Source organism: Phycicoccus sp. Soil748 (assembly GCF_001428025.1).
Lineage (GTDB): Bacteria > Actinomycetota > Actinomycetes > Actinomycetales > Dermatophilaceae > Pedococcus.
Genome location: NZ_LMSC01000001.1, coordinates 137,902 through 161,884, shown reverse-complemented (window position 1 = coordinate 161,884; position 23,983 = coordinate 137,902). Strand labels below are relative to the sequence as shown.

The following is a 23,983-nucleotide window of genomic DNA, read 5'->3' as shown; positions in this document are numbered from 1 at the left end:
AGACGACCCTGAGCCCCGCCGTCCGCATGGCGGAACGCCGTGGTGGAGGGCCGGCAGGCGCCTTCACACTTGTGAAGGAGATCACACGCGCACGCCAAGGACGTCGTTCGCGCGGTCCATCACCTGACCGCCGAACCCCAGGAGCCCCATGGCCCCCGCCCTGCACCCCGTCGTCGCTGAGGTCACCGCACGCCTGACCGAGCGCAGCCGAGCCAGCCGCACGGCATACCTCCAGCGCCTGTCGCGCGCCGCCTCGGAGCTCAGCCTGCGCCCGGCACGCACCGACCTCGGCTGCTCCAACCTCGCCCACGCCGTCGCGGCCTGCGGCGGCAGCGACCGCACCACGATGGCCGCCGACACGGGTGTCAGCCTCGGGATCGTCACGTCCTACAACGACATGCTGTCGGCGCACGCGCCGTTCGAGCACTACCCGCAGGCCATGAAGCAGACGGCTCGCGAGGTCGGCGCCGTGGCGCGCGTGGCCGGCGGTGTGCCAGCCATGTGCGACGGCATCACCCAGGGGCGAGCGGGTATGGAGCTCAGCCTGTTCAGCCGCGACGTCATCGCGATGTCGACGGCGATCGCCCTGTCGCACGACGTGTTCGACGGCGTCCTCATGCTCGGCGTCTGCGACAAGATCGTCCCCGGCCTCGTCGCGGGTGCGCTCTCGTTCGGGCACCTGCCGACGGCGCTCGTGCCGGCCGGCCCCATGGCCAGCGGTCGCTCCAACGCCGAGAAGGCCGAGACCCGCAAGGCGTTCGCCGCCGGTGAGGCCGGCCGCGACGAGCTGCTTGCGAGCGAGGTGGCGTCCTACCACTCGCCCGGCACGTGCACGTTCTACGGCACCGCCAACTCCAACCAGATGCTCATGGACGTCATGGGCCTGCACCTGCCCGGGGCCGCCTTCGTGCACCCCGACGACCCGGTGCGCGACGCCCTGACCGACGCGACCACCCGCCGTGTCGCCGAGATCGCCGCGTCGGAGCAGCCCTACGGCATCGGGCAGGTCGTCGACGAGAAGTGCGTCGTCAACGGCGTCGTCGCCCTCCTCGCGACCGGCGGCTCGACCAACCACACGATGCACCTGATCTCGATGGCGGCCGCCGCGGGCATCGACCTGACGTGGGAGGACTTCGACGACCTGTCGGCCGCCGTCCCGTCGGTCGCGCGGATCTACCCCAACGGCACCGCCGACGTGAACCACTTCCACCAGGCCGGTGGCACGCCGTTCCTCGTGCGCACCATGCTCGACGCGGGGCTGCTGCACGAGGACGTCCTCACGCTCGCCGGGCCCGGCCTGCGCCTCTACACGCGCAAGCCCGAGCTGGTCGACGGGGGGCTCGAGTTCGTCGAGGCCCCGGCCGAGTCGCTCGACCCGTCGGTCCTGCGTCCGGCGACCGACCCGTTCGCCGCCGACGGCGGCCTGCGTGTCCTGCGTGGCACCCTCGGCCACGCCGTCATCAAGGTCTCGGCCGTCGCCGACGAGCACAAGGTCGTCGAGGCGCCCGCGCGCGTCTTCACCGACCAGGTCGGGTTCCTCCAGGCCTTCTCCCGCCGCGAGCTCGACCGCGACGTGGTCGTCGTCATCCGCGAGCAGGGACCCAGCGCCAACGGGATGCCCGAGCTCCACGCGCTCACACCCTCCCTCGGCGTCCTGCAGAAGCGCGGCCACGCCGTCGCCCTGGTCACCGACGGCCGCATGAGCGGGGCGTCCGGGGCCATCCCGGCCGCGATCCACGTGACCCCCGAGTCGGTCCACGCCGGCCCGATCTCGAAGATCCACGACGGCGACGTCATCCGCGTCGACGCCCGCACCGGCCGACTCGACGTCCTCGTCGACGACGCCGAGTTCGCGGCACGCCTGCCCGCCCAGCGCGTGAGCGACGAGGGCGTGGGTACCGGGCGTGAGCTGTTCGCGCCGATGCGCGCCGCCGTGGGCCGCGCCGACGAGGGCGCCCACGTCTTCGCCGGCCTGGGGCGCCAGTACGACCGCACCACCGCCGCCGTCACCGCCGAGGAGACCCGATGACCCCCGCGACCGCCCCTGTCGCCAAGCCCGTGATCTCGAGCGAGGCCGACCTGCTCGACCTCGCCCCGGTCGTCCCCGTCGTGGTCGTCGACTCCGTCGAGCAGGCCGTGCCGCTGGCGCGGGCCCTGCTCGCCGGCGGCATACCCGTCATCGAGCTGACCCTGCGCAGCGCGGCAGGGCTCGGCGCCATCGAGGCCGTGGCCTCCGAGGTCGAGGGCATGGTCGTCGGCGCCGGCACCGTGGTCACGCCCGAGCAGGTGCGGCAGGTGCAGGACGCCGGCGCCCAGTTCATCGTCACGCCGGGGTCGCCGCCGCGGCTGCTCGAGGCGGCGCTCGCATCCGGGCTGCCGCTGCTCGCCGGCGCAGGCACGCTCACCGAGATGCTGACGCTGGCCGAGGCCGGGCTGGAGGCGATGAAGTTCTTCCCCGCCGAGGCCAGCGGCGGTCGGCCCTACCTGTCCGCGGTCGCTGGTCCGTGCCCCCAGCTGCGGTTCTGCCCCACCGGCGGCATCACGTCGCAGACGGCGGCCGACTGGCTGGCCCTGCCCAACGTCGGCTGCGTCGGCGGGTCCTGGCTGACCCCCAAGGACGCGGTGGCACAAGGGGACTGGGCACGCATCGAGGCGCTCGCGGCCGAGGCCGCCGCGCTACGGGTCTAGGGCGCCCGCGCCGCACCAGAGGAATTCCCGCAGCGGTCAGCGGTGGAAGGGGCGCACGGACAGCAGGGGTGTTGCCGTGTTGCTGCACGCGTCGACGGCGAATGGCGCGAACTGGGCGGCGGTCTCCCCGGGCAGGTAGACGCGGAAGCCCGCAGCCCTGGCCCCGTGGCAGCGAGGTCCGTAGTTGGCCGCCTGGGCGACCCGTACGAGCGCCATGGCGGAGGCGCCCGGCGCGAGCCGCACGCGGGACGGGGACTGGCCGAGGTCCCGGGTGGCCGCGGCACCGATCTGCGCCCCCGTGTCCGGTGCCGTGAGGGAGACTCCGGGGTACCCCTGCAGGTCGCAGGCGCTGCGCCCGGTGTTCCTCGTGACGAGCTCCACGACGAAGCTGCCCGCCGCGCCGCTGCCCGGCTGCGTGACGGCCCTGGTCGTGGTTGTGGAAGCGGTGCAGCGGTGCGCCGCCGTGGCTCCGCCGCTGGTCGAGCTGGACGTGCCGCCGGAACTGGTGCCCGACGATCTGCTGCTCGCGGAGGTGGACGACCCGGCGCTCGGTGAGGTCGACGACGAGGGCGAGGTCGTCGAGGTCGACGACGGTCCCGAGCTGCTGGTCGTCGTGCCGGGCGTGCCCGAGCCGCCGCTGCCGGCGCAGGCCGCCAGGGCCAGCCCCGTCGTCGCGACGAGGGCGAGCCCCGAGACCTGACGTCGTGCGGAGTGCCTCGTGGTTCCCATGACGTGCCTCCTGTCGATTGCCGTCACCCTTGGGACGACCGGGACGACCTCGGGGTTGGCCGGCCGGGGCATGGAACAGCCCGCGGGCCTCGCCTCGCCGAATCGAGCGGCTCAGCATGTGCAGGGGACGACCTGCACGGCCCGCGGGCTGCGGTGAACTGCTGGGATTGCGCGGGTCGCGCCGTCGAAGCAGTCGACGTTGCGCACCTAGCGCGCAGTCACCTCACGCGTCCAATATGAAATCAATTCCTGGACCACCTCCCTTCCGTGTACTCCGACGCTAAGTCGCGCGGGCGCCGTGCGCAACGGGATAACCGGACATGTCCGGATCGTGGCCCGGAGGGTGAGGACAGTCGTCAGACGGTGGTCACGACCTCGTCGTAGTCGAGTCGCGGCAGGCGGTCGAACCACGCGCCGTCGCCGGGGCGACCGATGTTGACCACGGCCAGGGCGCGGTGCTTGCCGTCGGGGAAGAACTCCTTGGTGACGGCGGCGGCGTCGAACCCGGTCATCGGGCCCGCGGCCAGGCCGGCAGCGCGCACGCCGAGGATGAAGTAAGCCATCTGCAGGGTGGCGTTCATGGTGGCCGAGGTGCGGCGCATCTCGTCGTCGGCGAACGCGTCACGGGCACCGGGGAAGATCGGGAAGACCTTGGGCAGCTCGTCGTGGAAGTCGTCGTCGGCGGCGAGGATCGCCACGAGGGGGGCCGTCGAGGTCTTGGGCTTGTTGTTGCCGCCCATGTGCTCGACGAGGCGGGCGCGGGCCTCGGGCGAGCGGACCAGGACGATGCGCAGCGGCTGGTTGTTCATGGAGGTGGGGGCCCACTTCACCAGCTCGTAGATCGCGCGCACCTGCTCGTCGGTGACAGGCTCGTCGCTGAAGGTGTTCGCGGTCCGGGCCTCGCGGAAGAGCAGGTCTGCAGCCTCGTGAGAGAGCTCGAGGTGGTCGGAGAACTGGGCCTCGAGCTCGGTCAGGTCGTCATGCGTCTGGGTCATGTGAAGTTGAACCGTCAACTTCATGGCTGCATTCCCCAACCACGTCACCGCAGGTCATGGCCATCATGGCCCGTCCCGGGAGGGTGCGGCGACGCTGCGCTCCGGTCGACCTCAGGACTCGCGGTGCACCTTGTGGGCAGCGGCCTGGGCGCGCGGCTTGATGACGAGCAGGTCGATGTTGACGTGGGCCGGGCGCTGCACCATCCACACGACCGCCTCGGCGACGTCCTCGGCCACCAGTGGCTCCTTGACGCCCTCGTAGACCTTGTCGGCCCGCTCCTGGTCGCCGCCGAACCGGGTCAGCGAGAACTCCTCGGTGCGCACCATCCCGGGCGCGACCTCCGTGACCCGCACGGGCTGGTCGACGAGCTCGAGCCGCAGGGTCTCGGTGAGCACGGCGACCGCGTGCTTGGCCGCGGTGTAGCCGGAGCCGCCCTCGTACACGGTGCGGCCGGCGATCGAGCCGACGTTGACGATGGTGCCGGCGCCGGAGGCCACGAGGGCGGGCAGCAGGGCCTGGGTCACCTGGAGCGTGCCGACGACGTTGGACTCGAACATGCCACGCCAGTCGGCGACGTCCGTCTGTGCGGCAGGCGCGAGGCCCAGCGCGCCGCCGGCGTTGTTGACCAGCACGTCGAGCCGGTCACCGACGACGTCGGCGAGGCGGGCGACGTCGGCGGCGTCGGAGACGTCGCAGGTGACCGCGCGTCCGCCGATCTCGGCGGCGAGCGCCTCGACCCGGTCGGAGCGGCGGGCGGCGCAGACCACCTCGTACCCCACGGCGGCGAGCTGGCGGGCCGTGGCCGCGCCGATGCCGCTGCTGGCGCCGGTGACGACGGCCAGGGGGCGGCCGGCTGCACCGGGGGAGGTGCGCGCGGTAGCGGAATCGGACCCCGGAAGGGCAGCGGACCCGGGAGTGGCGGGGGAGGTCGGGTTGGTCATCGGGTCGCTCCTGCGGGTCGGACGGTGGTGGGGTCGACGGCGATCCAGGTGGCCTCGGCCTGCGCGAGCAGGCGGCCGTCGGCGGCATACAGGGCCGTGCCGCTCAGGTGCTTGCGCCCCTCCGACCCGCGCTGCCACGCCATGACGACGTGGGGCGCTCCGGCGACGGGAAGGTCGTCGACCTGTGCGGTCATGGTGCCGAGGACCATCGCCCGGCCGGCGATCCCGGAGGCCCAGCCGCCGGGGCAGTCCAGGGCGGCCCAGACCGTCTCGACGTCCACACCGGTGTCAGGCACCCACGCGCACGCGTAAGCCTCGTCCTCCTCGAGCCGGCCGGGACGCAGCCGGAGGCCGTCGCCGGCTTCGCGGCCGGTGCCGCAGGAGAAGCAGGTGCGGAACGGGTGGTCGGCCAGCCCCTCGAAGCGCTCGCCGGCCGCGACCGCCACCTCGAAGGGGACAGGGCCGGGTACGGCCTCGCGACCCGGACCGCGGTCCGGCCACGCCTGCGCGACGACGTGGTCGCCGTCGACGAGCTCGACCGCGCCGTCGACCACCCCCTCGCCCGGCACCTCCCGCACGGTCATCGGCCGGTCGAGCGGTGGGGGCGTCCGCAGCCGCACGGTCACGGCCGGCAGCTCCGGGGTGGTGCGCACCTGGCGGGCGAGGTGGCCGCTGGTCCAGCCGCCGTTGCCGGACTCGGGCGGGCCGCAGAACCGGGCAGGGACGACGAGCTCCATGACGGGCAACGTACCCGTCCGCGCCGAGGTCCTCGCGGCGGAGGGGACAGAATGGACGACGATGCCTCAACCGACCGCCCCGACGTCCGGCCCGGACACCGACTTCCGCCTGCGCAGCATCGCGGTGTCGGCCTACGGACCGACCGTGGTCGCAGCGGTCGGCGCCGGCGCGATGCTTCCCGTGGTGGCGCTGAGCGCCCTCGCCCTCGGGGCGTCGCCGTCCGTGGCCGCGCTCACCGCGGGCCTGACCCTGGTGGCCGAGCTGTTCTTCGCCGTGCCGGCGGGGGCGATGGTCCACCGGATCGGCGAGCGCCGCGCGCTGCTCTGGGCGAGCGGGGTCGACGCCGTCGCGTCGCTGGCGGCGCTGCTCGCCCCCTCGGTCGTCGTGCTCATGGTCGCGGTGTTCGCGATGGGGTTCACCTCCTCGATGTTCCTCGTGGCGCGGCAGGCCTACCTCATCGACGCCGTGCCCTTCGCGCTCCGGGCCCGTGCCCTGTCGACGCTGGGCGGGGTCAACCGCATCGGCCTGTTCGTCGGGCCCTTCGTGGGGGCGCCGCTCATCCACGCGTTCGGGCCACAGGCCGGGTTCGGCGTCGCGGCGGCAGCCGGGATCTGCGCCGCGGTGCTCGTCTGGCGCGCTCCCGATCTCACCGCAGCCCACGAGGAGGTGCAGCGCGCGCAGGCCTCGTCGTCGACGGCGCGGGTGATCTGGGACCACCGGCGCACCTACCTCACCCTCGGCCTCGGGATCATGGTCATCGGCGCCGCACGCTCCTCCCGGCTGGTCCTCGTGCCGCTGTGGGCGGCCCACGTCGGCCTTTCGGCGAGCGCGACGGCGGTGATCTTCGGCGTCACCGGCGGGGTCGAGATGCTCCTGTTCTACCCGGCGGGGTCGGTCATGGACCGGTTCGGCCGGGTGTGGGTCGCCGTACCCTGCGTGGTCCTGCTCGGGGTCGGCCTCCTGCTCCTGCCGCTCACCACCACCGCGTGGGCGGTGCTTGCGGCCTCCTCGCTCGCCGCCGTCGGCAACGGCCTGGGCTCCGGCATCGTCATGACGCTGGGGGCCGACAACGCCCCGCCCGTCGGGCGCTCGCAGTTCCTCGGCGGCTGGCGGTTCGTCTCGGTGGTCGGCGGCAGCGGTGCGCCCCTGCTCATCAGCGCCGTGACCGCCTGGTCGAGCCTTGCGGTCGCCTGTGTGGGGCTCGGCGCCCTGGCGCTGGTCGGCACGGGCTGGCTCGGCTACTGGGTGCCGCGGTTCGACCCGCTGCGGCGTCGGGAGGTCACGGGGTGAGGTCCCGGATGAGAGGCTTGGCCCTGTGACGGACCTGATCGACACCACCGAGATGTACCTCAAGACGATCTTCGAGCTCGAGGAGGAGGGCATCGTCCCCCTCCGCGCCCGCATCGCCGAGCGTCTCGGGCACTCGGGCCCCACCGTGTCGCAGACCGTCGCCCGCATGGAGCGCGACGGCCTGCTCAGCCTCGGCGGCGACCGCCACCTCGAGCTCTCGGACGAGGGCCGGCTCCTCGCGACCCGTGTCATGCGCAAGCACCGGCTGGCCGAGCGGCTGCTCGTCGACGTCATCGGCCTGGAGTGGGAGTACGTCCACGACGAGGCCTGCCGCTGGGAGCACGTGATGTCCGAGCGGGTGGAGCGCAAGATCCTCGCCCTGCTGCGTGACCACCACGACTCGCCCTACGGCAACCCCATCCCCGGGCTCGACGAGCTGGGCGAGGAGGAGCCGAGCGAGGACTTCCGGTTCGGGCTCCACACCCTCACCGAGCTCGCGAAGGAGGCGCCCGAGACCGTCCTCGTGCGCCGCATCGGGGAGCCCGTCCAGGTCGACCACGAGGCGCTGAGCCTGCTCACCGTCGCGCGGCTCCTTCCGGGCGAGCGGGTGCGGGTGCACCGGGCCGACGGTCGCGTCGTGGCCCTGCGCGAGGGTGCGCCGGAGTCCACGGCGGTGTCGCTGCCGGACGACGTCGCGCAGCACGTCTTCGGCGCGCTGGTCTGACCGACCTGTGGTAGGCGGCGGCGGTCGCTGAGCACGAACCGCCGGTGCGAAGCGTGTCTTCGTTGCCATTTGTGGGCGCTTTCATGGACTTTTGTTGACCCGCCGTGACCCGAACGTGACATTGGGCGCCACGCTTGTGTACGGTGTCCCAGACCTCCTCACCCCCTAGAGGTGGTTGGCCCGATGTGGATCGCCTAGTCCTGTCACCACGCCCGGGTCACCAGCAAGACCGCTTGGCAGGAGCGGGGGACCCACTTTTGGTCCGTCTCCGGACGGTCCTCGGGGTGAAGTCCTCACCAGAGCGCCCGCAAGGTCGGGAGGCAACCGTGAGGGCCGGGTGACCTACCTCCACCCGAACCCGACAGCTCACCTCGTAGGCGTCGGAGGTTCTCTGACCGTGTCATCTCACGCTGCTGGTCGCCACCGCGCGCCAGGTCGTTTCAACCCCGTGTCCGAGCTGGCTGGCATCGCGGCGAAGTCCGCCCAGCCGGCCGTCAAGACGACCGCCGTCATCGCGGCGTCCGGTGGCCTCGTGGCCTCGTTCGCCCTCCCCGCCTCGGCGGCCCCGGCGAGTCACCCCTCGACCAAGGGTGCGCCGGCTGCGGTCGCCCCCGTGGCCGTGCAGGCCCCGAAGACCGCTGCCCCGCAGGCCGCCGACGCGTTCGGCGTCATCGGCTTCAAGGCGACGGCCAAGCCGAAGCCGAAGCCGAAGCCGAAGCCTGTCGTGGTGGCTGTGCCCCAGCGCACGGCCCCGGTCGCGAGCCGGTCGACCCAGCGCACCGCGCCGGTCGTCTCCAAGCCCGCTGTCGGCGGCATCCTGGGCATCGCGGCCCAGTACGCCGGCATCATGTACGTCTACGGCGGCACGACGCCGGCGGGCTTCGACTGCTCCGGCTACACGCAGTACGTCTTCCGCCAGGCCGGCATCAGCCTGCCGCGCACGGCCGAGGCGCAGCGCCAGGCGACCACCCCGGTCTCCAACCCGCAGCCCGGTGACCTCGTGTTCTTCGGCTCGCCCGCCTACCACGTGGGCATCTACGCCGGGAACGGCATGATGTGGGACAGCCCGCGCACCGGCAAGGCCGTGGCGCTGCGCTCCATCTGGTCCAGCGACGTGACCTACGGTCGCCCCTGACCAACCCGGCCCCACCTTCGGCGCCCCTGACGAGGCCCCCCACCGCACTGAGGTGGGGGGCCTCGTCCGTGTCCGCCGGCGTGCGGGGCCGTCGGAGGGGCACCCCGACCCGTACCGCGCTCGGTGGGGTCGTGTGAGTATGGGGGACATGAACGCTGTGGAGATCGACGTCTGGGCCGACGTGGTCTGCCCGTGGTGCTACCTGGGCAAGCGCCGGCTGGAGCTCGCGATCGCGGAGAGCGCACACCCGGCCGAGGTCGCCGTCACCTACCACGCCTTCGAGCTCGACCCCTCGGCCCCGCGGGGCAGCGGGGAGCGCGTCCTGCCGTGGCTCGCGCAGCGGTACGGCGTGGACCTCGAGGGCGCGCGTGAGATGGCCGAGCGCCCGGCGATCATGGGCAGGCCCGACGGCATCGAGATCGACGTCGACGCCCAGCTGCGGGCCAGCTCGTTCGACGCGCACCGCCTCGTGGCGCTCGGCCTCGCGCAGGGAGGCCACGCCCTGCAGGCCGCGGTGCTCGAGCGGATGTTCAGCGCCCACTTCAGCGAGGGCAGGGCCATCGACGACATCGAGACCCTGCAGCGCCTCGGCGCCGAGGCGGGGCTCGACGGCCGCCGGGTGTCCGCGGTGCTGGCCGGCGAGGAGTACTCCGCCGAGGTCCGCGCCGACGAGGAGGCCGCCCGCGACATCGGGATCACCGGGGTGCCCTTCTTCATCGGCAACCGCAAGGTGGGGCTGTCCGGCGTGCACACCGTCGAGGTGCTGGGCCGGCTCATCGAGAGCGCCGCCGCCGACCACCCGCTGCACGCCGAGGAAGCCCAGGCCGCTCCGCGCGCCTGAGCCGGCCACACGCCGTACGCCCTTGGGGTCGGAGCCGTACGCCTCAGGGGTTGACGGCGAGGAACACGAACGCCGCGAGCAGCACCAGGTGCACGCCGCCCTGCAGCCGGGTGGCGCGGCCGGGCACCACGGTCAGCACGCTGACGAGCACGGTGAGCCCGAGCAGGACCATCTGCGTGGAGCCGAGCCCGAGCAGCAGTGGCCCCTCGAGCCAGACCATCGCGATGGCGATGGCAGGGATGGTCAGGCCGATGCTGGCCATCGCCGAGCCGAGGGCGAGGTTGAGGCTGATCTGGATGCGGTTGCGCTGCGCAGCGCGCACCGCGGCAAGCGTCTCGGGGAGCAGCACGAGCAGGGCGATGACGACCCCGACGAACGACTGCGGGAACCCGGCCGCGGCGACGGCCGACTCGATCGCGGGTGACTCGACCTTGGCCAGGCCGACGACGGCCAGGAGCGAGACCAGCAGCAGGCCCAGGGAGGCCCAGGTCTCGCGGTCGCTCGGCGGGTTGGCGTGCTCGTCGGACAGGGGCTCGCCCTCCTTGCCGACGGGCAGGAAGAAGTCGCGGTGCCTGACGGTCTGCGTGGACACGAACATGCCGTAGAGGATCAGCGAGATCACCGCGGCGAACGCCAGCTGGCTCGGGGTGAACTCGGGCCCGACCTGCCCGGTGGTGAAGGTCGGGACGACGAGGGTCATCGCGGCGAGGGTGGTCACCGTCGCGAGCGCGGCACCGGTGCCCTCGGCGTTGAACGAGATGAGCTTGTAGCGGCGCGCCCCCACGAACAGCGACAGCCCGACGATGCCGTTGCAGGTGATCATCACGGCCGCGAAGACGGTGTCGCGCGCGAGGCTGGTCGAGTCCTTGCCGCCAGAGATCATGAGGGTGACGATGAGGGCCACCTCGATGATGGTGACCGCGACGGCCAGGACGAGGGAACCGAAGGGTTCGCCGACCCGGTGGGCGACGACCTCGGCGTGGTGCACCGCGGCCAGGACGGCGGCTGCGAGGGCAGCGGCCACGATGACCACCGGTACGGCGCCGAGGTCCCGGCCCCACGCCAGGACCAGGGCGACGAGTGCCAGTGGTGGGGCGAGGGTGGTCCAGGTGAGCAGGGGATTGGTCGTTCGCGCGGCCATGGGGAAGTCTCCCAGACCCGGGGCGAACCCACGCAATCGGTCCGGGCGGCGCCCGCCGGTGCGGGCGTCTAGGTTCGGGCCATGACGTTCTCCATCGTGGGCCAGGTCGGTGACGCGTTCGGCGTCGCCGTGGCGAGCAAGTTCCCCTTCGTCGGGGCCGTGGTGCCTGAGGTGCGGCTCGGCGTCGGTGCCGTCGCCACGCAGGCCATGGCCCGGGTGTCCTACCGCGGCACCGCACTCGCCGCCCTTTCCGACGGCCACGACGCGGCTGCTGCCGTCGAGGCCTGCACCACCCCGGACGACGCGCGTGAGCACCGGCAGCTCGGTGTCGTCGGGGTCGACTCGCAGGCGACGTACACCGGGGGCGAGTGCATGGACTGGGCCGGTGGCGCCTGTGGCCGCGAGGCCACCGGCGGCTACGCCATCCAGGGCAACATCCTCACCGGTCCCGAGGTCGTCGAGGCCATGGAGCGCGCGTGGCTGGGGTCCGCCGGCGGCTCGCTCACCGACCGCCTCATCGCCGCGCTGCTCGCGGGGGACGAGGCCGGCGGCGACTCCCGCGGGCGCCAGGGCGCGGCCCTGTACGCGGTCGCGCCGGGAGCGGGGTACGACGCGTGCGGGGTGCTCGCGGACGTGCGCGTCGACGACGACCCGGACGCACCGCGCGAGCTCGCCCGGCTGCTGCGCACCAACGACCTGCTCTTCGGTCGGCCCGAGGACGTGCAGCCGCTGACGGGCGACCTCGCCGACGAGGTGTCGGCTCGGCTGGCGCAGCTGGGCCATCGTGGTGACGACGTCACGGAGGCGCTGGAGCGGTGGGCGGGCGAGGCGAACTACGAGATGCGGATGAGCCCCGACGGCATCGACGCGAAGGTGCTGGCGGCGTTGCGCGAAGCCACCACCTGAGGTCCAGCCCGGCTGGGTATCAGCCCGGCTGGGGGTCGGTGGTCTCGTCGGGGCGCTCGTGCCCCAGCCGACGCTTGCGCTCCTGCTCGAGCGCGCGCTCCTCGGCGGCCTCGCGCTCGGCGCGCTGCCGCTTCGCCTCCTGGCGCTGGGCCTCGGCGCGCTCGCGCACCTTCCGCAGGAACTCGGCGTCGTCGTCGGGGTTGGTGGCGACGAACCTGCCGGGTCGGTCGTACTCGGGGTACCCGGCGTTGCCCTTGTAGGGGAGGCTGCGCGCCGGCCCCTGGGGTCGTCCCGCCACGAGCCACGCCACCGCGCCCACCTCGAAGGTGAACAGCACGATGACGACCCAGGTCGCCTTGGACAGGTTCCTGATGCGGTGCTCGTCGGCCATGATCACGTCCAGCAGGCAGTAGATCCACACCGCCGTCAGGATCACCCCGAGCCCCACGCCCCCACGAATCAGCACAGGCCGATGGTGGCAGGTGCCCGGCCCGGCTGTCCGGCGATTGCGCGGGACAGCCGGGCCGCGCGAGGTCAGCGGCGCAGTACGCGGGCCTCCCACGGGCGCAACGACGCGGTCGGCCCGGTGGGGTCGGTCGGGTCGCCCAGGTTGCCCAGCAACAGCGTCGCACCCGACCAGCCGTCGAGGTCGAGCCCGTCGACATCGTCGAGCGGCAGCTCGTCGCCGGAGAAGTTGGCGAGCACGAGGAGCTCGGTGCCCTCGTGGGCGCGGGTGAACGCGTAGAGCCTGGGGTGGTCGGCGGCGAGCATGTGGAAGTCGCCGTGCGCCACGGCCGGCTCGGTGTGGCGCAGCTCGATGACGCGGCGGTAGTGGTGGAACACCGAGTCCTCGTCGGCGAGGGCGGCCTCGGCGTTGATCTCCGTGTGGTTGGGGTTGACTCGCGACCACGGGCTGCCGGTGGTGAAGCCCGCGTTGTCGCTCGCGTCCCACTGCATGGGGGAGCGGGCGTTGTCGCGGCTGCCGAGGCGCAGGGCGCTCAGCACCTCCTCGGCGTCCGAGCCCGACGCGACGGCCATCCGGTAGTAGTTGACCGACTCGATGTCGAGGAAGTCGTCGTGGGCGGCGAACGGCACGTTGGTCATGCCGAGCTCCTCGCCCTGGTAGACGTACGGCGTGCCGCGGTGCAGGTGCAGGACGGTGCCGAGCAGCTTGGCGGAGGCGACCCGGTGCTCGGGCGCGTCGGACCCGAACCGGGAGACGGCGCGCGGCTGGTCGTGGTTGTTCCAGTAGAGCGAGTTCCACCCGACGTCGGCGAGGGCGTCCTGCCAGCGGCCGAGCGAGCGCTTGAGGTCGCGCAGGTCGAGGGTGCGGCGGTCCCACTTGTGGTCGCCGTGGTCGATGCCCACGTGCTCGAACTGGAACACCATGTCGACCTCACGGCGCTCGGGGTCGGTGTAGAGGACGGCGTCCTCGACGGTGACGCCGGGCATCTCGCCGACGGTGAGCAGCTTCTCGGCGCGGCCCTCGAAGACCGCGGCGTGCATCTCGTGGAGGTACTCGTGGATGCGCGGGCCGTTGAGGAAGTGGGGCGTGCCGTCACCGAGGTGGGGGTTGCCGGGGATCGGCTGGCCGTCGGGCAGCGCGGTGACCTTGGAGATCATGTTGATGACGTCCATGCGGAACCCGTCGATGCCGCGGTCGAGCCACCAGCGCATCATCGCGTAGACGGCCTCGCGGACCTCAGGGTTCTCCCAGTTGAGGTCGGGCTGCTTGCGGCTGAACAGGTGCAGGTAGTACTCGCCGGTGGCCTCGTCGAGCTCCCAGGCGGGTCCGCTGAAGAAGGACTCCCAGTTGGTCGGCTCGGCGCCGGGCGCGCCCGTCTCGTGGCCCTCGCGGGCGGGGCGCCACCAGTACCAGTCGCGCTTGGGGTTGTCCTTGCTGGAGCGGGACTCGACGAACCACGGGTGCTCGTCGGAGGTGTGGTTGACCACGAGGTCCATGACGATGCGGATGCCGCGCTCGTGCGCCTGGGCGATGAACTCGTCGACGTCGGCCAGGGTGCCGAACGTCGGGTCGATGTCCTCGTAGTCGGCGATGTCGTAGCCGTTGTCGTCCTGCGGGCTCGTGTAGATCGGGGAGAGCCACACCACGTCGACGCCGAGGGTCTTGAGGTAGTCGAGCCGGGCGATGATGCCGGGCACGTCGCCGATGCCGTCGCCGTTGCTGTCCTGGAAGCTGCGCGGGTAGATCTGGTAGACGACGGCTTCACGGAACCACTGGGCTTCGGTCATGCGCAGCAGTCTGGCCTACCTTCGAGCGGGGCCCCAGTCCGGCGCGCTGTCCCAGAGCGCCGTGTGCGTGACGTGCTGCTCGTGGCTGCCGTCCAGCCGCGCAGTGAAGAGGTCCGGCTGTCCGCCGTCACCGGAGCGTGCGTAGACGACCTTGGTGCCGGAGGGTGAGAACGAGGCCGACAGCAGCATCGTGTCCGCGCTCACGTGGGTCACCTGGCGACGTCCGGTGCCGTCAGGGTGCACGACGTAGAGCTGGGAGTCGAGGAAGCCGCCGTCCTCGTTGGAGCGGAACAGGATCCACCGTCCGTCGGGTGACCAGTCGGGGTGGTCGCCGGCGTGCAGCGACCACGGCGTGATGCGCCGCACGTGGCTGCCGTCGCTGCGCATCACGAACAGCGCGATCCCCCCGGCGGGTTCGGTCAGCGGGGAGTTCTCGCGCCGGAAGGCGACCTGCCGCCCGTCGGGGGAGACGACCATCTCGTTGTTGTCCCCGGCGAAGGGGCGGGAGCGCAGGATGACGCGGGAGTGCTCACCCGACAGGTCCCGGATGACGACGTCGGAGTGCTCGATGAAGCCTTCTCCATCGGGGAACTCGCGCACGAGTCCCGTGGAGCGGGTGTAGATGACGTGCCTGCCGTCCGGCATGAACGCCACCTCGGACTCGTCGGGGCACTTGGTCTCGATGTCGGGAGCCGTGGCGTTGCACTCCGGGCTGAGGCGTCGCAGGTGGCTGCCGTCGGGGTGCACGGTGTAGATGGCGCACACGGTGTCGGGGACGCAGCGCCGGAAGGCCACCAGCGACCCGTCGGGCGACCAGTCGGGCTGGTCGTCGACCACGCCTGCCGCGGGTCGGGTGAGCTGGCGGGTGCCCGTCCCGTCCGGCCGGATGGTGAAGATGGCTCCGGTCGTCCGGTCGGCGTCCAGGTACTGCTTGTAGGCGATGCGTCCGTTGGTGCCGGGGGTGGTGGCCGAGGCGGGTGCTGCCACGAGGGCGCCAAGCACCACGGCCATGACGGCCACGGCGGCTGCGGCTCTGCGGGGTCGGAGCGTGGGGAAAGTGGGGAACATCTGGCCCTCCTGGGGTGGCCGGTGGTTGCGCTGGACAGTGCGGGTCCCGCGGTCTTCCCCTGCACGCCGACGGCGTCCTCCGTCGAACGATGCTCCCGGTGCCACCGCCCGGCAATGACCCGGTCGGACCATGCGACACCGCATTTCGGCGGAGCCCTTTCGCCGTAGGTGGTCCCGTCTCAGCGCACCAGCGAGCAGTCGACGGGCACCGTGGCCTGCGCGTAGGCCACGATGACCGCCACCGTGACGACGAGGGCTGCGGCAGCCGCGGTCAGCGTCAGGACCTGGGCGCAGGCGACGACGACGTGCTGCCGGTAGGCGAGGGGCTCGCCGCGGCGCAGGGTCGCCGCGCGCCGGGTGGAGACGACGACCAGCGGCACCAGGGCGAGGACGAGGAGCAAGGACTGCACGGCGTACCCGGCACGGAGGCCGGGCGCCACGGTCCCCGCCCCGATCGCGATGAGCGCCACCACCAGCACCACCGCGAGCAGCTGCGGCAGGCGCGCCCACCACCGGCGGAAGGCCGTCGCGCGTCTGGTCGTCACCCGGCGGCCCGACGGCTGGACGAAGAGCGTCATCGCCAGCATCGCGGTGGCCACCGTGGTCGTGCCGGCGACGAGGCCCCAGTCGAGCCACTGCGCCGGTGCGCTCGACTCGTAGCACGTGCCGTCCGCCGGGGCTGCGGTCGCCACCGCGCCGAGCAGGGCGCCGAGCTGGGTCATGGGGGTCCTCGCAGGCTTCGCCGGGTCCGCGGCGGGTGGGGCCGGGACCTCGACGCTACTGCCGCGCGGCACACTGTCTCCATGCGGAGTGCGTGGCAGTTCAGTGCGATCTGCTACGGCATCGCGCTGGTGGTGTGGTTCGTCCAGCGCCTGCGCCGCTGGAAGCCCCGCGGGTATGCCGACGCGCCCCTGCGGTGGAAGCTCGCCAACTTCCACCTCATGTCCTACGGCGTGCTGGACGCGATCCTCGTCGTCGGGTTCCTCATCAGCCTCTTCAACGCCACCCTGCTGTCCAACGCCGAGGGCTGAGGCCGTCAGCAGCCGGCGTCGAGCACCTCGCGCAGCCTCGCGGCGAACGCCTCGGGCTGGCCGGCATACCCGCCCTCGCCACCGACGAACCCACCGTGGTGGCTGGGGAAGACCTCGACCCCGGTGCCGAGCAGCGCCGCGACGGCCTCGGTGGTCCGCCACGTGAGGGTGTCCTTGGACTCGATGCCGGCCGCGAGCACGATGCGGGTCGGGGCCGACTGCAGCGCCTCGACGTCGGGGCGGAAGGCGGTGATGGCGTCGGACATCCCGGACAGCAGCGGGTCGCTGCGGGTGCCGTCGTCCTGCATGGGCATGCCGAACATCGCCGGGTCAGGAGCAGGGGCTGTCGCGAACTCTTCGGTGAGCTCGCCCTGCACCGACGTCATGGCGATGAAGTGCGCCATACCCGCCGCCCACCCCCGTAAGGCGTAGGTGGCGTGCACGGCCCGCTCGGCGGCGAAGGCGGCCTCGGCGTCGGGCAGCACTGCGAGACAGGGCGGTTCGTGGGCCACGAGCACCGTCACGTCCTCGGAGTGGGCGGCGACGAGGGCCAGGGCGCTGACCGCGCCACCGCTGCTCGCGAACACCTCGACCGGGCCGGCGGCCAGGGCCTCGATGATGCGGTGCTGGTCGGCGGCGTTCTGCTCGGGCGTCTGCCGGTCGCTGCCGTCGGTGCGCACGCTGCGACCGAGGCCGCGGACGTCGTAGGTGACGACGGTGCGGTCCGGCACCAGGTCGACCAGGGCCGAGAAGCCGTCGGCACCCATCGGGGCGCCGACCATGAAGAGCGGCGGGCGGCCGTCCGCGGTCGGGAGCGGGCCGTGCACGTCGTAGGCCAGGGTGCCGTCGGGGGTCTGCAGGGAGTGCGTGGTGGTCATGCTCGTGAAGACCTCTCTCGCGGAGGGAAGTCATCGCGGGCGGCGTCGATGAGACGGGTGAGGCCGTCGCGCAGGCCCTCGAGCTCGGCAAGGTCCATGCCCAGGCGCGCCATGATCGCCGGTGGGATCTTCTCGGCACGCGACCTCGCGCGGCGGCCCTGCGTGGTCAGGGAGATGGCTAGGGCGCGGTCGTCGAGGGGGTCGCGGGTGCGGGTGACCATGCCGCTCGCCTCGAGACGCTTGAGCAGCGGCGACAGGGTGGCCGGCTCGAGGCTGATCCGGCGGGCGAGCTCGGAGACCCGCAGCGGCTCCTCCTCCCAGAGGGCGAGCATCACGAGGTACTGCGGGTGGGTCAGGCCCATGGGCTCGAGCAGGGGGCGGTAGAGCGCGATGACGTTGCGCGACGCCACGGCCAGGGCGAAGCAGACCTGGCGGTCGAGGGCGAGGAGGTCGACAGGCGCGTCCTGCGCGGCGGGGGTGGCGGGAGGCACGAGGTCATCCTAGGAGGCGTGGCGTATAGTTAGCGCACGAATCATACGTGTACTAACTATCGAGGCGGTAGGCATGGCCAAGGGCAGTAACGAGGGGCTCTCGCTGGGCTACCGGCTGCTGTACGGGATCCGGTACTTCGGCTGGCACCTCTTCGGGCCGGCCCAGCTGACGGCCGAGGACGACCCGCACATGAAGATGAAGCGCGAGCGTGCGGCGAAGGTCGAGGCTGCCCGCGCGGCCAGGCTCCGCCGCGAGCAGCAGGCGCACGGCTGAGTACGGGGACCGATGCCCTGACCGCCGCGCGGCGATGACAATCCGCCCATGGGTGAGCCGCTGCCGTTGACGAGGGGCGGGCGCGTGGCCCGGGTGGTGGGGCTGGTGGCGCTCTGGGCCGTGTGGGTCGTCGTCGCGACGGCCTGGCTCGTGTTGTCCGGCGTGGCCGGTGAGGCGGGGGCGTGGCGCTGGTCGGCGGTGGCCTACGTCCCCCTCGCGCTGCCGACTTGGGGACTGGTCCGGCGGCTGCGCCATCGCAGGCCGGTCGCGGTCGGGATGGCGCTGGTGATCTGGCTGCTGGTATGGGGCGTGCCGGCCCAGGCGACGCCGGGCTTCGGGCGCGTCGAGGCCTTCGCCGACGAGTGGGGCGCGCCACCGGGCGCGACGTTCCTCGGCCAGACGTCGGAGGGCAACGACTGGTGCTTCGGCGACGGCTGCCCGACCGTGGTGCGCTACTACGCCGTCGACGACGCGGCCGGCGCGGTGAGCGCCGTCGATGCGCGGCTCCGTACTGAGGGCTGGCAGCCGCGGGGTCTGGCGCACGGTCCGGCCTGGTGCAAGGGGGACTTCCACGTCTCGGCGTGGAAGCCGCCGGCCACATGGGGGCCGGTGGGCGCGCACGTCGCCCCGGTACCGCCGGGGGCGGAGGTCGTCGAGCTGCGCGTCGGGGCCAACTGCCTCTGAGGGGGCTCAACCGGTGACGCGGTACCTCGTCGTCATGCCGGCGGTGAGGTGGTCGTTCACGTGGCAGTGGAAGAGCCAGGTGCCCACGTCGTCCGGCACCATGTCGGCGACCACCATCGACGCCGGCAGCAGGCTGATGACGTCCATCCGCGTGCCCATGACGACGACGGTGTTGCCGTGCCAGTGGGGGGTGTGGAGGTCGACCTCGGTACCCATCGACATGACGTACCACCGGACGCGTTCACCCTTGCGCAGCGTGACCACCGGCTGGTTGCCGAAGAGGTAGCCGTTGATGGAGTGCTTGAGGTTGGCCTCCTCGAAACCCTCGTCGTCAGGAGCCGGCGGGACCTTGGTGAACTTGTCGACGTTCTCGCCCAGGTAGGGGCTGATGCCCTCGTTCATCACGGCGAAGAGCTCGAAGACCTCGCGGTCCACGTCGGCCGGGGTCCCGTCCGGGCGGGCCTTCCCGCGTGCGGTGACGACCATGAAGCCCTGCAGCCCGGCGTACGTGTCGCCGACCTCGTCGGTGTGCGAGTGGTACATCCACATCACCGAGGAGCCGTCGTGGGGCCCCGGACCTGCGCGGTCGGGCACGAGCCAGGTGTAGGTGTGGCGGCCGCCCTGGGGGACGGCGTCGTCGAGGGTGTCCTTGCCGGTCGTGTTGTCTGCGTAGGGCGCTCCCTCCGAGGCCTTTTGGTAGAAGACGCCGTGGGGGTGGACGCTGGCGCTGATGGAGCAGCGGTTGAGGAAGACCACCTTGATCGTGTCGCCGACCTCGGCGCGGATCACCGGGCCGGTGAAGCCGAGGTAGGCGTCGGCCGGGGGACGCGACTGCGCCGTCGAGAACGTCGAATCGGTGTAGCCGCGGTAGAGGCACTTCACGTAGGTGGAGCCGATGCGGGACTTGTCCTGCTTGGTCCAGGTGTCCGCGACGTCGTCGAAGCGCTTGCCGGTCACACCGTTGCGGCCGTTGGGGGCGTAGTTCCACTCCACCTGCTCGGCGGCGATGTAGTAGGTCCGCGTCGCGCCCGTCGGGTGGAACGCCTGCCCGGCGACCTGGCCCCAGTAGGCGTCGTCGCCGGCGGCGTCCGGGGCGGCGGCCTTGGCGCCTGCCGCTGCCCCCGCGGGTGCGGCGGATCCGCCGGCCGCGTGCAGGTGGGCCGATCCGTGCGGGTTTGCCACAACGTTGGCCGCCGCGCCGTCGGGCAACGGCGCCTGCGTCCAGGTCACCCCCAGCGCCAGCGCCAGGACGGGTGCGGCGACGGCGCCCGCCGTCAACAGGGCGCGGTGTCGTGCCCCTCCTGCGACCTCACTGCGCCGGTGGCGTCGGTGTCGCCGGGCGAGGGTCGCGATCCCCGGGATCGCGACGAGGATGACGGCGGCGGCGAAGACAAGTTCCATGAGCCCCTCCAGACGACGCCATGGCATGTGCTGCCCGGACCACGGTATTCAGCGAGCGCTCAGGAAGGATCCACCGCTCGCCGTATGCCTTGTCCCCCAACGGTTGTGCTTCGTCTGACGGGTGGCTGAGCTCAGCGGTCGCGCAGCTCCGGCCGGGCGGTGCTGCGCAGGCGGCGGTAGGCGGCCAGGACGTCGTCCGGGATGGTGACGTGCCCGATGAAGTTGGCGCCGCGCGGGCCGTACCCGCCCTCGTCGTCGTGCAGTCGGCGGACCTCGCCCAGGGCCAGTGAGGTGAAGCGGTCCAGCGTCCAGGCCGCGCCTGACTTGTCGGGTTCAGCGCCAAAAGCGCTGTCAGTCATGGCGTTCCCGCCTACGCCGGCGGTGGTCACGACCGGGATGAATGGTGCGTGGCTGACGATCTTGATGGGGTCCGCGGCCTCGCGCTGCTGGTGGTCGAAGGCCGCGTGGGTGCGGCGCTGCATCGTGGGGTCCTGGATCAGCAGGACGCTGGACACCGGTGGCGACCAGGGCCGCAGCTCCATCAGCGAGAGCTCGGCGTTCTCCCCGCAGTTCGTGGACTCCGTCTCGGTGACCACGGCGTCGGCTGGCACGTCGAGGTGGCGCTGCAAGAGGTCGGCGAAGACCGCTGCCTCGGGCCTTCCTGCCGTCCGGACATTCGAGTAGGCCGGGTGCTGACGTACCGCTGCCTCGAGGTAGCTGGTGGAGTGCCCGATCCCGCCGGTCACGAGGAGGCGGTCGACCAGGCCGTCGTGGAACGCTCTGGCAGCCACATCGAGGCAGGCGAGGACCGCGCTGCCGCAGAGGACCAGGACGTCGAACCTCCGGCCCACGCGGTCCGGGTCGAGTGACTCCACGTCACGGCGGGCCAGGAAGTGTCCGATGCACTCCAGGTCGTCGCCGAGGTGGGGTCCGTCGTTCTGCTTCTCCGGGCAGGCCGGGTCCATGGTGATGCCTGTCAGCTCTGGGGGTCGTGGCCCCAGTTCATCAACGAGTAGCGCCAAGGGGTCTCGCTGATGTCGCCGTCGGGACGCTGGGCGAGGTGACGCTTCACGTATCCGGCGACCTTCTCCATGTGGGCGTAGTCGGACTCGGTGAGATCGTCCTTGTTCTTGCGCTTGATCTCGATGATGCGCCGGCCCGAGGCGTGGCCGGTGCTCTCACCGCCTCCGTCCTTCTGCCCGACCGACCTGGACTCGTCCGTGCCCAGCCACTTCTCGAGGTCTGAAGGCGANGGGGTGGACGCCGAGTGAGGGCGGAGATGCGATGGTTGAGCATGCCCACCAGCCGGTCCCCGCAGGACCTGGTCGGGCTATCGGGCCCCTTCGAGGACGTGCCGCAGCGGGTCAAGGTCGTCGTCGTGACCGGATGGCTGGTTGTCGTGGGACTCACCTACCTGGCCGCGTGGCGGTGGGGCTGGAGCCTCAGGCCTCGTGGGGATGCCCGCTCACCGCTGTTCATGCTCATCCCGACGCTCGGCTACTGGTCCGTCGTGGCACTCGTGCTGTCTCGCCTTCACCTGCGTTCGCGCCGCTGACCCTCCGCTTGGACGGCCTGTCGCTGAGCGCCGTCCGGGTCGATCAGCTGGATGACGGTGGCGTTCAAGGCGTAGCTGATCCAGAGACCGACCACCAGGCTGGCAACACCCGTGAGCCAGCGGACGAAGTCGTTGTCGATCTCGCTCGCAAAGAGCGTGAACACCATGGAGCTGCCGACGAGCACGAAGAAGCCCACCAGCATCGACGCGAAGCGGGCCAGAAGGAATCGGCCGGTGACGGTGTGCACCCGGCGAGGATAGGTCCAGCAGGAGCGGCTATCGGCGGAATCGGTCGTGCCTCGGACAGGTTGGAACTGCCAGCTCCATGGGTGCTTATGGGAGTCAATGTCCGTGCGTGGGGCCGTCAGGGCAGGGCGGCCAGCAGAGCGTCGTCAGAAGGGGTCATGCTCAGCGACGTCGCAGGCGCGACCATCCGAGGCGCGTGAGGTCGAGCAGCAGCGCGAGACCCGCGAGGCTGGCAAGCACCGCCGGTACGGCATTGATGGGGTTGCCGCGGAGCAGGGGCCAGGTGAGTACGAGAATGACCCCGACGGCGAAGAGGATCGCTCGCCAGAGTGGGGGCTCGGGCGAGTTCCGCCATCCGTCTCGCCAAGTGTTGAACATCGATCCTCGTGGGTGTGTCGGCGGTGGCCGGGTCTGGTCTGCGGGAACGATATCGCCGGTCGTTCGCGCTCACCTGAGGTTGCCGTCCGCGCCCCTTGCAACCCGATCGCGAGTTGGGAGGAGGAGTTGAGCCTGCCGATCTGGACCGGATGACCCTCTGACCTGCGATTTCGTGGTGGTGCCCTCGGGCAGATTCGAACTGCCGACACCCGCTTTAGGAGAGCGGTGCTCTATCCCCTGAGCTACGAGGGCGGGGCCTGACCGGCGACCCCCGCGCAGAACGCAGAGAGCCGCTGGCCGTGCGCGAGAAGACTAACCGACGATCGGACGACCGAGGCGCAGCGCCCCGGGCCTTGGCAGCAGCATCCCGAGCGCCCAGGCGCGGGCAACGGCGGCGGGCGCGCCGACAACAGCGACACCGCCTAAAGCTGACCGACCCCTGCACGGATGGCGAGGCTCGCGGCGCCGCGGGTCCACAGGTCCTCCTGACCCGCGTCCACCTCGATGCGCACCTCCGCCGAGATGCCCGAGAACCCGTGCACCGCAAGCGACTCACGCACCGCGGGCTCCATGAGCCCGAAGGCGGCAGCGCTCTCCCCCGCGATGATGACCAGCTCCGGGTCGACGAGGTTGCACAGCCCAGCAAGACCCCGCCCCAGCGCGTCACCGGCTTGGCGGAACGCCTCCCGAGCGCGGGTCGACGATGCAGAAGCGCCACGCTCCGAGGCCGCGGACATCGCCTCCGCGACTGACACGCAGCCGCTGAGCTCGCAGATGGCCGTGTCACCGGCCAGCGCCTCGAGGCAGCCTCTGGCCCCACAGGTGCAGACCCTCCCCTGTGGGTCGAGCGGCAGGTGACCCAGCTCGCCGGCGATGCCACGCTCGCCCGTGTGGAGCCGGTCGCCGAGGACCAGGCCGCACCCGATACCGATCCCGAGGGTGACCACGGCCAGGGTGCTGGCGCCGCGCCCCCGACCGAACCAGTGCTCCGCCAGGGCCAGGGTGTTGGCGTCGTTCTGGACGACGACCGGCAGGTCGAGCAGGTCGGCCAAGGGCTCCCGGACGGGGACGTCGCGCCAGCCGAGGATCGCGGACAGCCGGCAGCTCCCCGACTCGGGGTCGACGTGCCCGCTCAGCCCGACGCCGACGCCGAGCACATCCTGACGGGCAGACCCGGACGTGGCCAGCAGCTCGTCGACCACCGCGCCGATGGTGGCCAGGGCCGTCGCCGGATCGGCCGACGCCAGCGATGCCGCATGACGGGCCAGCACGGTGCCGCTGAGGTCGGTGAGCACTGCGCTGACGGTCGAGGGCCCAAGCTTGACCCCGATCGCCACGTGCCGGCCAGGGTTCACCGAAAGCGCCTGCACCGGACGACCCCGGCCGGCCATGCTGCGGCCGGTCGGGGGAGGCCTGGACTCGCGAAGGTAGTCGTCGTCGATCAGCGGCCGCAGCGACCTGGTGACTGTGGACGCGTCCAGTCCGGTCCACTCCGCCAGCTGCCCTCTGGTCACCGGGCCGAACCTCAGGGCCAGCGAGAACAGCTCAGCCCGGCGGGGCTCGGCGAGCCCGGCCGCGCGCCCAGTCGCGCGGCC

At 72.0% G+C, this 23,983-nt stretch carries 26 protein-coding genes, 1 tRNA gene, 1 pseudogene and 1 riboswitch; of the genes and pseudogenes, 11 read left to right on the top strand and 17 right to left on the bottom strand.

Features of this window, described 5'->3' with window-relative positions; genetic code table 11:
* The first annotated feature begins 160 nt into the window (after window positions 1-160).
* Together edd and eda are read left to right on the top strand one after the other, a co-directional pair.
* Window positions 161-2,029: a phosphogluconate dehydratase gene (gene edd, locus ASG70_RS00785; protein ID WP_369818856.1), complete on the top strand. Its 1,869-nt coding sequence runs from the start codon at window positions 161-163 to the stop codon at window positions 2,027-2,029.
* Window positions 2,026-2,688, top strand: a complete 663-nt coding sequence (eda, locus tag ASG70_RS00780) for a bifunctional 4-hydroxy-2-oxoglutarate aldolase/2-dehydro-3-deoxy-phosphogluconate aldolase (RefSeq protein WP_200949156.1) — start codon at window positions 2,026-2,028, stop codon at window positions 2,686-2,688. Before edd ends, eda begins: the two co-directional genes overlap by 4 nt.
* 36 nt (window positions 2,689-2,724) lie before the next feature.
* On the opposite strand, the gene ASG70_RS18710 is transcribed toward eda, so the two are convergent.
* From ASG70_RS18710 to ASG70_RS00755, 4 genes are all read right to left on the bottom strand, one after another.
* Complete coding sequence (locus tag ASG70_RS18710; protein ID WP_162253876.1) at window positions 2,725-3,417, bottom strand: DUF4232 domain-containing protein; 693 nt, start codon at window positions 3,415-3,417, stop codon at window positions 2,725-2,727.
* 356 nt (window positions 3,418-3,773) lie between these two features.
* A complete protein-coding gene (locus ASG70_RS00765) occupies window positions 3,774-4,412 on the bottom strand; it encodes a malonic semialdehyde reductase (RefSeq protein ID WP_082589868.1) in 639 nt (212 codons plus the stop codon).
* Between the two features lie 111 nt (window positions 4,413-4,523).
* Window positions 4,524-5,354 carry an SDR family NAD(P)-dependent oxidoreductase gene (locus ASG70_RS00760; protein WP_082589866.1) on the bottom strand — a complete coding sequence of 277 codons (831 nt, stop codon included), beginning with the start codon at window positions 5,352-5,354 and terminating at the stop codon, window positions 4,524-4,526.
* A complete protein-coding gene (locus ASG70_RS00755) occupies window positions 5,351-6,091 on the bottom strand; it encodes a hypothetical protein (RefSeq protein WP_056881955.1) in 741 nt (246 codons plus the stop codon). Before ASG70_RS00755 ends, ASG70_RS00760 begins: the two co-directional genes overlap by 4 nt.
* On the opposite strand from ASG70_RS00755, the gene ASG70_RS00750 reads away from it, so the two are divergent.
* From ASG70_RS00750 to ASG70_RS00735, 4 genes are all read left to right on the top strand, one after another.
* A complete protein-coding gene (locus ASG70_RS00750) occupies window positions 6,090-7,382 on the top strand; it encodes an MFS transporter (protein ID WP_235531278.1) in 1,293 nt (430 codons plus the stop codon). The genes ASG70_RS00755 and ASG70_RS00750 overlap by 2 nt on opposite strands.
* A gap of 25 nt (window positions 7,383-7,407) precedes the next feature.
* The gene (locus tag ASG70_RS00745) at window positions 7,408-8,106 is read left to right on the top strand and encodes a metal-dependent transcriptional regulator (protein ID WP_056881953.1); all 699 of its coding nucleotides are present in this window, start codon (window positions 7,408-7,410) and stop codon (window positions 8,104-8,106) included.
* 181 nt (window positions 8,107-8,287) lie between these two features.
* Window positions 8,288-8,501, top strand: a riboswitch (cyclic di-AMP (ydaO/yuaA leader).
* Window positions 8,502-8,554: 53 nt separating this feature from the next.
* Window positions 8,555-9,241: a C40 family peptidase gene (locus tag ASG70_RS00740; RefSeq protein WP_235531277.1), complete on the top strand. Its 687-nt coding sequence runs from the start codon at window positions 8,555-8,557 to the stop codon at window positions 9,239-9,241.
* A 148-nt stretch (window positions 9,242-9,389) separates the two neighbouring features.
* A complete protein-coding gene (locus ASG70_RS00735) occupies window positions 9,390-10,082 on the top strand; it encodes a DsbA family oxidoreductase (RefSeq protein ID WP_162253875.1) in 693 nt (230 codons plus the stop codon).
* 43 nt (window positions 10,083-10,125) lie between these two features.
* Here ASG70_RS00735 and ASG70_RS00730 read toward each other — a convergent pair whose 3' ends face one another.
* Complete coding sequence (locus ASG70_RS00730) at window positions 10,126-11,223, bottom strand: calcium:proton antiporter (RefSeq protein WP_056881950.1); 1,098 nt, start codon at window positions 11,221-11,223, stop codon at window positions 10,126-10,128.
* An 81-nt stretch (window positions 11,224-11,304) separates the two neighbouring features.
* On the opposite strand from ASG70_RS00730, the gene ASG70_RS00725 reads away from it, so the two are divergent.
* Complete coding sequence (locus ASG70_RS00725; RefSeq protein WP_056881949.1) at window positions 11,305-12,129, top strand: DUF1028 domain-containing protein; 825 nt, start codon at window positions 11,305-11,307, stop codon at window positions 12,127-12,129.
* Between the two features lie 19 nt (window positions 12,130-12,148).
* Here ASG70_RS00725 and ASG70_RS00720 read toward each other — a convergent pair whose 3' ends face one another.
* From ASG70_RS00720 to ASG70_RS00705, 4 genes are all read right to left on the bottom strand, one after another.
* Window positions 12,149-12,595, bottom strand: coding sequence for a PLDc N-terminal domain-containing protein (locus tag ASG70_RS00720; protein ID WP_082589862.1), 447 nt, complete (start codon window positions 12,593-12,595; stop codon window positions 12,149-12,151).
* Window positions 12,596-12,663: 68 nt separating this feature from the next.
* Window positions 12,664-14,382: an alpha-glucosidase gene (locus ASG70_RS00715; RefSeq protein WP_056881948.1), complete on the bottom strand. Its 1,719-nt coding sequence runs from the start codon at window positions 14,380-14,382 to the stop codon at window positions 12,664-12,666.
* Between the two features lie 15 nt (window positions 14,383-14,397).
* Window positions 14,398-15,450: a PD40 domain-containing protein gene (locus ASG70_RS00710; RefSeq protein ID WP_056881947.1), complete on the bottom strand. Its 1,053-nt coding sequence runs from the start codon at window positions 15,448-15,450 to the stop codon at window positions 14,398-14,400.
* A 179-nt stretch (window positions 15,451-15,629) separates the two neighbouring features.
* Window positions 15,630-16,172, bottom strand: a complete 543-nt coding sequence (locus tag ASG70_RS00705; RefSeq protein WP_056881946.1) for a hypothetical protein — start codon at window positions 16,170-16,172, stop codon at window positions 15,630-15,632.
* An 81-nt stretch (window positions 16,173-16,253) separates the two neighbouring features.
* Between ASG70_RS00705 and ASG70_RS00700 the strand changes: the two genes are divergently transcribed.
* Window positions 16,254-16,481 (top strand): hypothetical protein, encoded by a 228-nt coding sequence (locus ASG70_RS00700; RefSeq protein WP_056881945.1) that lies wholly within the window; start codon window positions 16,254-16,256, stop codon window positions 16,479-16,481.
* Window positions 16,482-16,486: 5 nt separating this feature from the next.
* Here the strand turns inward: ASG70_RS00700 and ASG70_RS00695 are convergent, their stop codons facing one another.
* A complete protein-coding gene (locus tag ASG70_RS00695) occupies window positions 16,487-17,359 on the bottom strand; it encodes an alpha/beta fold hydrolase (RefSeq protein WP_056881944.1) in 873 nt (290 codons plus the stop codon).
* The gene (locus ASG70_RS00690; protein ID WP_056881943.1) at window positions 17,356-17,850 is read right to left on the bottom strand and encodes a MarR family winged helix-turn-helix transcriptional regulator; all 495 of its coding nucleotides are present in this window, start codon (window positions 17,848-17,850) and stop codon (window positions 17,356-17,358) included. Before ASG70_RS00690 ends, ASG70_RS00695 begins: the two co-directional genes overlap by 4 nt.
* A 73-nt stretch (window positions 17,851-17,923) precedes the next feature.
* Here ASG70_RS00690 and ASG70_RS00685 point away from each other — a divergent pair, with 73 nt between their 5' ends.
* Both ASG70_RS00685 and ASG70_RS00680 read left to right on the top strand, forming a co-directional pair.
* Entirely contained in the window at window positions 17,924-18,124 is a 201-nt protein-coding gene (locus ASG70_RS00685) for a hypothetical protein (protein WP_056881942.1), read from the top strand.
* Between the two features lie 48 nt (window positions 18,125-18,172).
* On the top strand, window positions 18,173-18,808 hold the full coding sequence (locus tag ASG70_RS00680) for a hypothetical protein (RefSeq protein WP_156399751.1): 636 nt from the start codon (window positions 18,173-18,175) through the stop codon (window positions 18,806-18,808).
* Between the two features lie 6 nt (window positions 18,809-18,814).
* On the opposite strand, the gene ASG70_RS00675 is transcribed toward ASG70_RS00680, so the two are convergent.
* The 3 genes and pseudogenes from ASG70_RS00675 to ASG70_RS00665 all read right to left on the bottom strand — a co-directional run.
* A complete protein-coding gene (locus tag ASG70_RS00675; protein WP_056881940.1) occupies window positions 18,815-20,209 on the bottom strand; it encodes a multicopper oxidase domain-containing protein in 1,395 nt (464 codons plus the stop codon).
* Between the two features lie 131 nt (window positions 20,210-20,340).
* Window positions 20,341-21,174 (bottom strand): YdcF family protein, encoded by an 834-nt coding sequence (locus ASG70_RS00670; protein ID WP_056881939.1) that lies wholly within the window; start codon window positions 21,172-21,174, stop codon window positions 20,341-20,343.
* Between the two features lie 11 nt (window positions 21,175-21,185).
* Window positions 21,186-21,461 (bottom strand): annotated as a pseudogene (locus tag ASG70_RS00665) (DUF3140 domain-containing protein); the annotation flags it as partial.
* A 42-nt stretch (window positions 21,462-21,503) separates the two neighbouring features.
* On the opposite strand from ASG70_RS00665, the gene ASG70_RS00660 reads away from it, so the two are divergent.
* Window positions 21,504-21,764 (top strand): hypothetical protein, encoded by a 261-nt coding sequence (locus tag ASG70_RS00660; RefSeq protein ID WP_156399750.1) that lies wholly within the window; start codon window positions 21,504-21,506, stop codon window positions 21,762-21,764.
* Here ASG70_RS00660 and ASG70_RS00655 read toward each other — a convergent pair.
* The 3 genes from ASG70_RS00655 to ASG70_RS00640 all read right to left on the bottom strand — a co-directional run bounded on the left by ASG70_RS00655 (window position 21,743) and on the right by ASG70_RS00640 (window position 23,902).
* Window positions 21,743-22,012, bottom strand: a complete 270-nt coding sequence (locus ASG70_RS00655) for a hypothetical protein (RefSeq protein ID WP_056881936.1) — start codon at window positions 22,010-22,012, stop codon at window positions 21,743-21,745. The two genes, ASG70_RS00660 and ASG70_RS00655, sit on opposite strands and share 22 nt — an antisense overlap.
* Before the next feature lie 552 nt (window positions 22,013-22,564).
* Window positions 22,565-22,640 (bottom strand) — tRNA-Arg (locus tag ASG70_RS00645).
* A 170-nt stretch (window positions 22,641-22,810) separates the two neighbouring features.
* Complete coding sequence (locus ASG70_RS00640) at window positions 22,811-23,902, bottom strand: ROK family protein (RefSeq protein WP_056881934.1); 1,092 nt, start codon at window positions 23,900-23,902, stop codon at window positions 22,811-22,813.
* Between the last annotated feature and the right edge of the window lie 81 nt (window positions 23,903-23,983).

Bases quoted from the DNA above. Each gene is read 5' to 3' on its own strand.
- eda (WP_200949156.1), top strand. From the start codon at position 2,026: ATGACCCCCGCGACCGCCCCTGTCGCCAAGCCCGTGATCTCGAGCGAG.
- ASG70_RS00705 (WP_056881946.1), bottom strand. From the start codon at position 16,172: ATGACCCAGCTCGGCGCCCTGCTCGGCGCGGTGGCGACCGCAGCCCCG.
- ASG70_RS00710 (WP_056881947.1), bottom strand. From the start codon at position 15,450: ATGTTCCCCACTTTCCCCACGCTCCGACCCCGCAGAGCCGCAGCCGCC.
- ASG70_RS00735 (WP_162253875.1), top strand. From the start codon at position 9,390: ATGAACGCTGTGGAGATCGACGTCTGGGCCGACGTGGTCTGCCCGTGG.
- ASG70_RS00765 (WP_082589868.1), bottom strand. From the start codon at position 4,412: ATGACCCAGACGCATGACGACCTGACCGAGCTCGAGGCCCAGTTCTCC.
- ASG70_RS00675 (WP_056881940.1), bottom strand. From the start codon at position 20,209: ATGGAACTTGTCTTCGCCGCCGCCGTCATCCTCGTCGCGATCCCGGGG.
- ASG70_RS00760 (WP_082589866.1), bottom strand. From the start codon at position 5,354: ATGACCAACCCGACCTCCCCCGCCACTCCCGGGTCCGCTGCCCTTCCG.
- ASG70_RS00670 (WP_056881939.1), bottom strand. From the start codon at position 21,174: ATGGACCCGGCCTGCCCGGAGAAGCAGAACGACGGACCCCACCTCGGC.
- ASG70_RS00680 (WP_156399751.1), top strand. From the start codon at position 18,173: ATGGGTGAGCCGCTGCCGTTGACGAGGGGCGGGCGCGTGGCCCGGGTG.
- ASG70_RS00715 (WP_056881948.1), bottom strand. From the start codon at position 14,382: ATGACCGAAGCCCAGTGGTTCCGTGAAGCCGTCGTCTACCAGATCTAC.
- ASG70_RS00725 (WP_056881949.1), top strand. From the start codon at position 11,305: ATGACGTTCTCCATCGTGGGCCAGGTCGGTGACGCGTTCGGCGTCGCC.
- ASG70_RS00700 (WP_056881945.1), top strand. From the start codon at position 16,254: ATGCGGAGTGCGTGGCAGTTCAGTGCGATCTGCTACGGCATCGCGCTG.
- ASG70_RS00660 (WP_156399750.1), top strand. From the start codon at position 21,504: ATGCCCACCAGCCGGTCCCCGCAGGACCTGGTCGGGCTATCGGGCCCC.
- ASG70_RS00685 (WP_056881942.1), top strand. From the start codon at position 17,924: ATGGCCAAGGGCAGTAACGAGGGGCTCTCGCTGGGCTACCGGCTGCTG.
- ASG70_RS18710 (WP_162253876.1), bottom strand. From the start codon at position 3,417: ATGGGAACCACGAGGCACTCCGCACGACGTCAGGTCTCGGGGCTCGCC.
- ASG70_RS00750 (WP_235531278.1), top strand. From the start codon at position 6,090: ATGACGGGCAACGTACCCGTCCGCGCCGAGGTCCTCGCGGCGGAGGGG.
- ASG70_RS00730 (WP_056881950.1), bottom strand. From the start codon at position 11,223: ATGGCCGCGCGAACGACCAATCCCCTGCTCACCTGGACCACCCTCGCC.
- ASG70_RS00695 (WP_056881944.1), bottom strand. From the start codon at position 17,359: ATGACCACCACGCACTCCCTGCAGACCCCCGACGGCACCCTGGCCTAC.
- ASG70_RS00755 (WP_056881955.1), bottom strand. From the start codon at position 6,091: ATGGAGCTCGTCGTCCCTGCCCGGTTCTGCGGCCCGCCCGAGTCCGGC.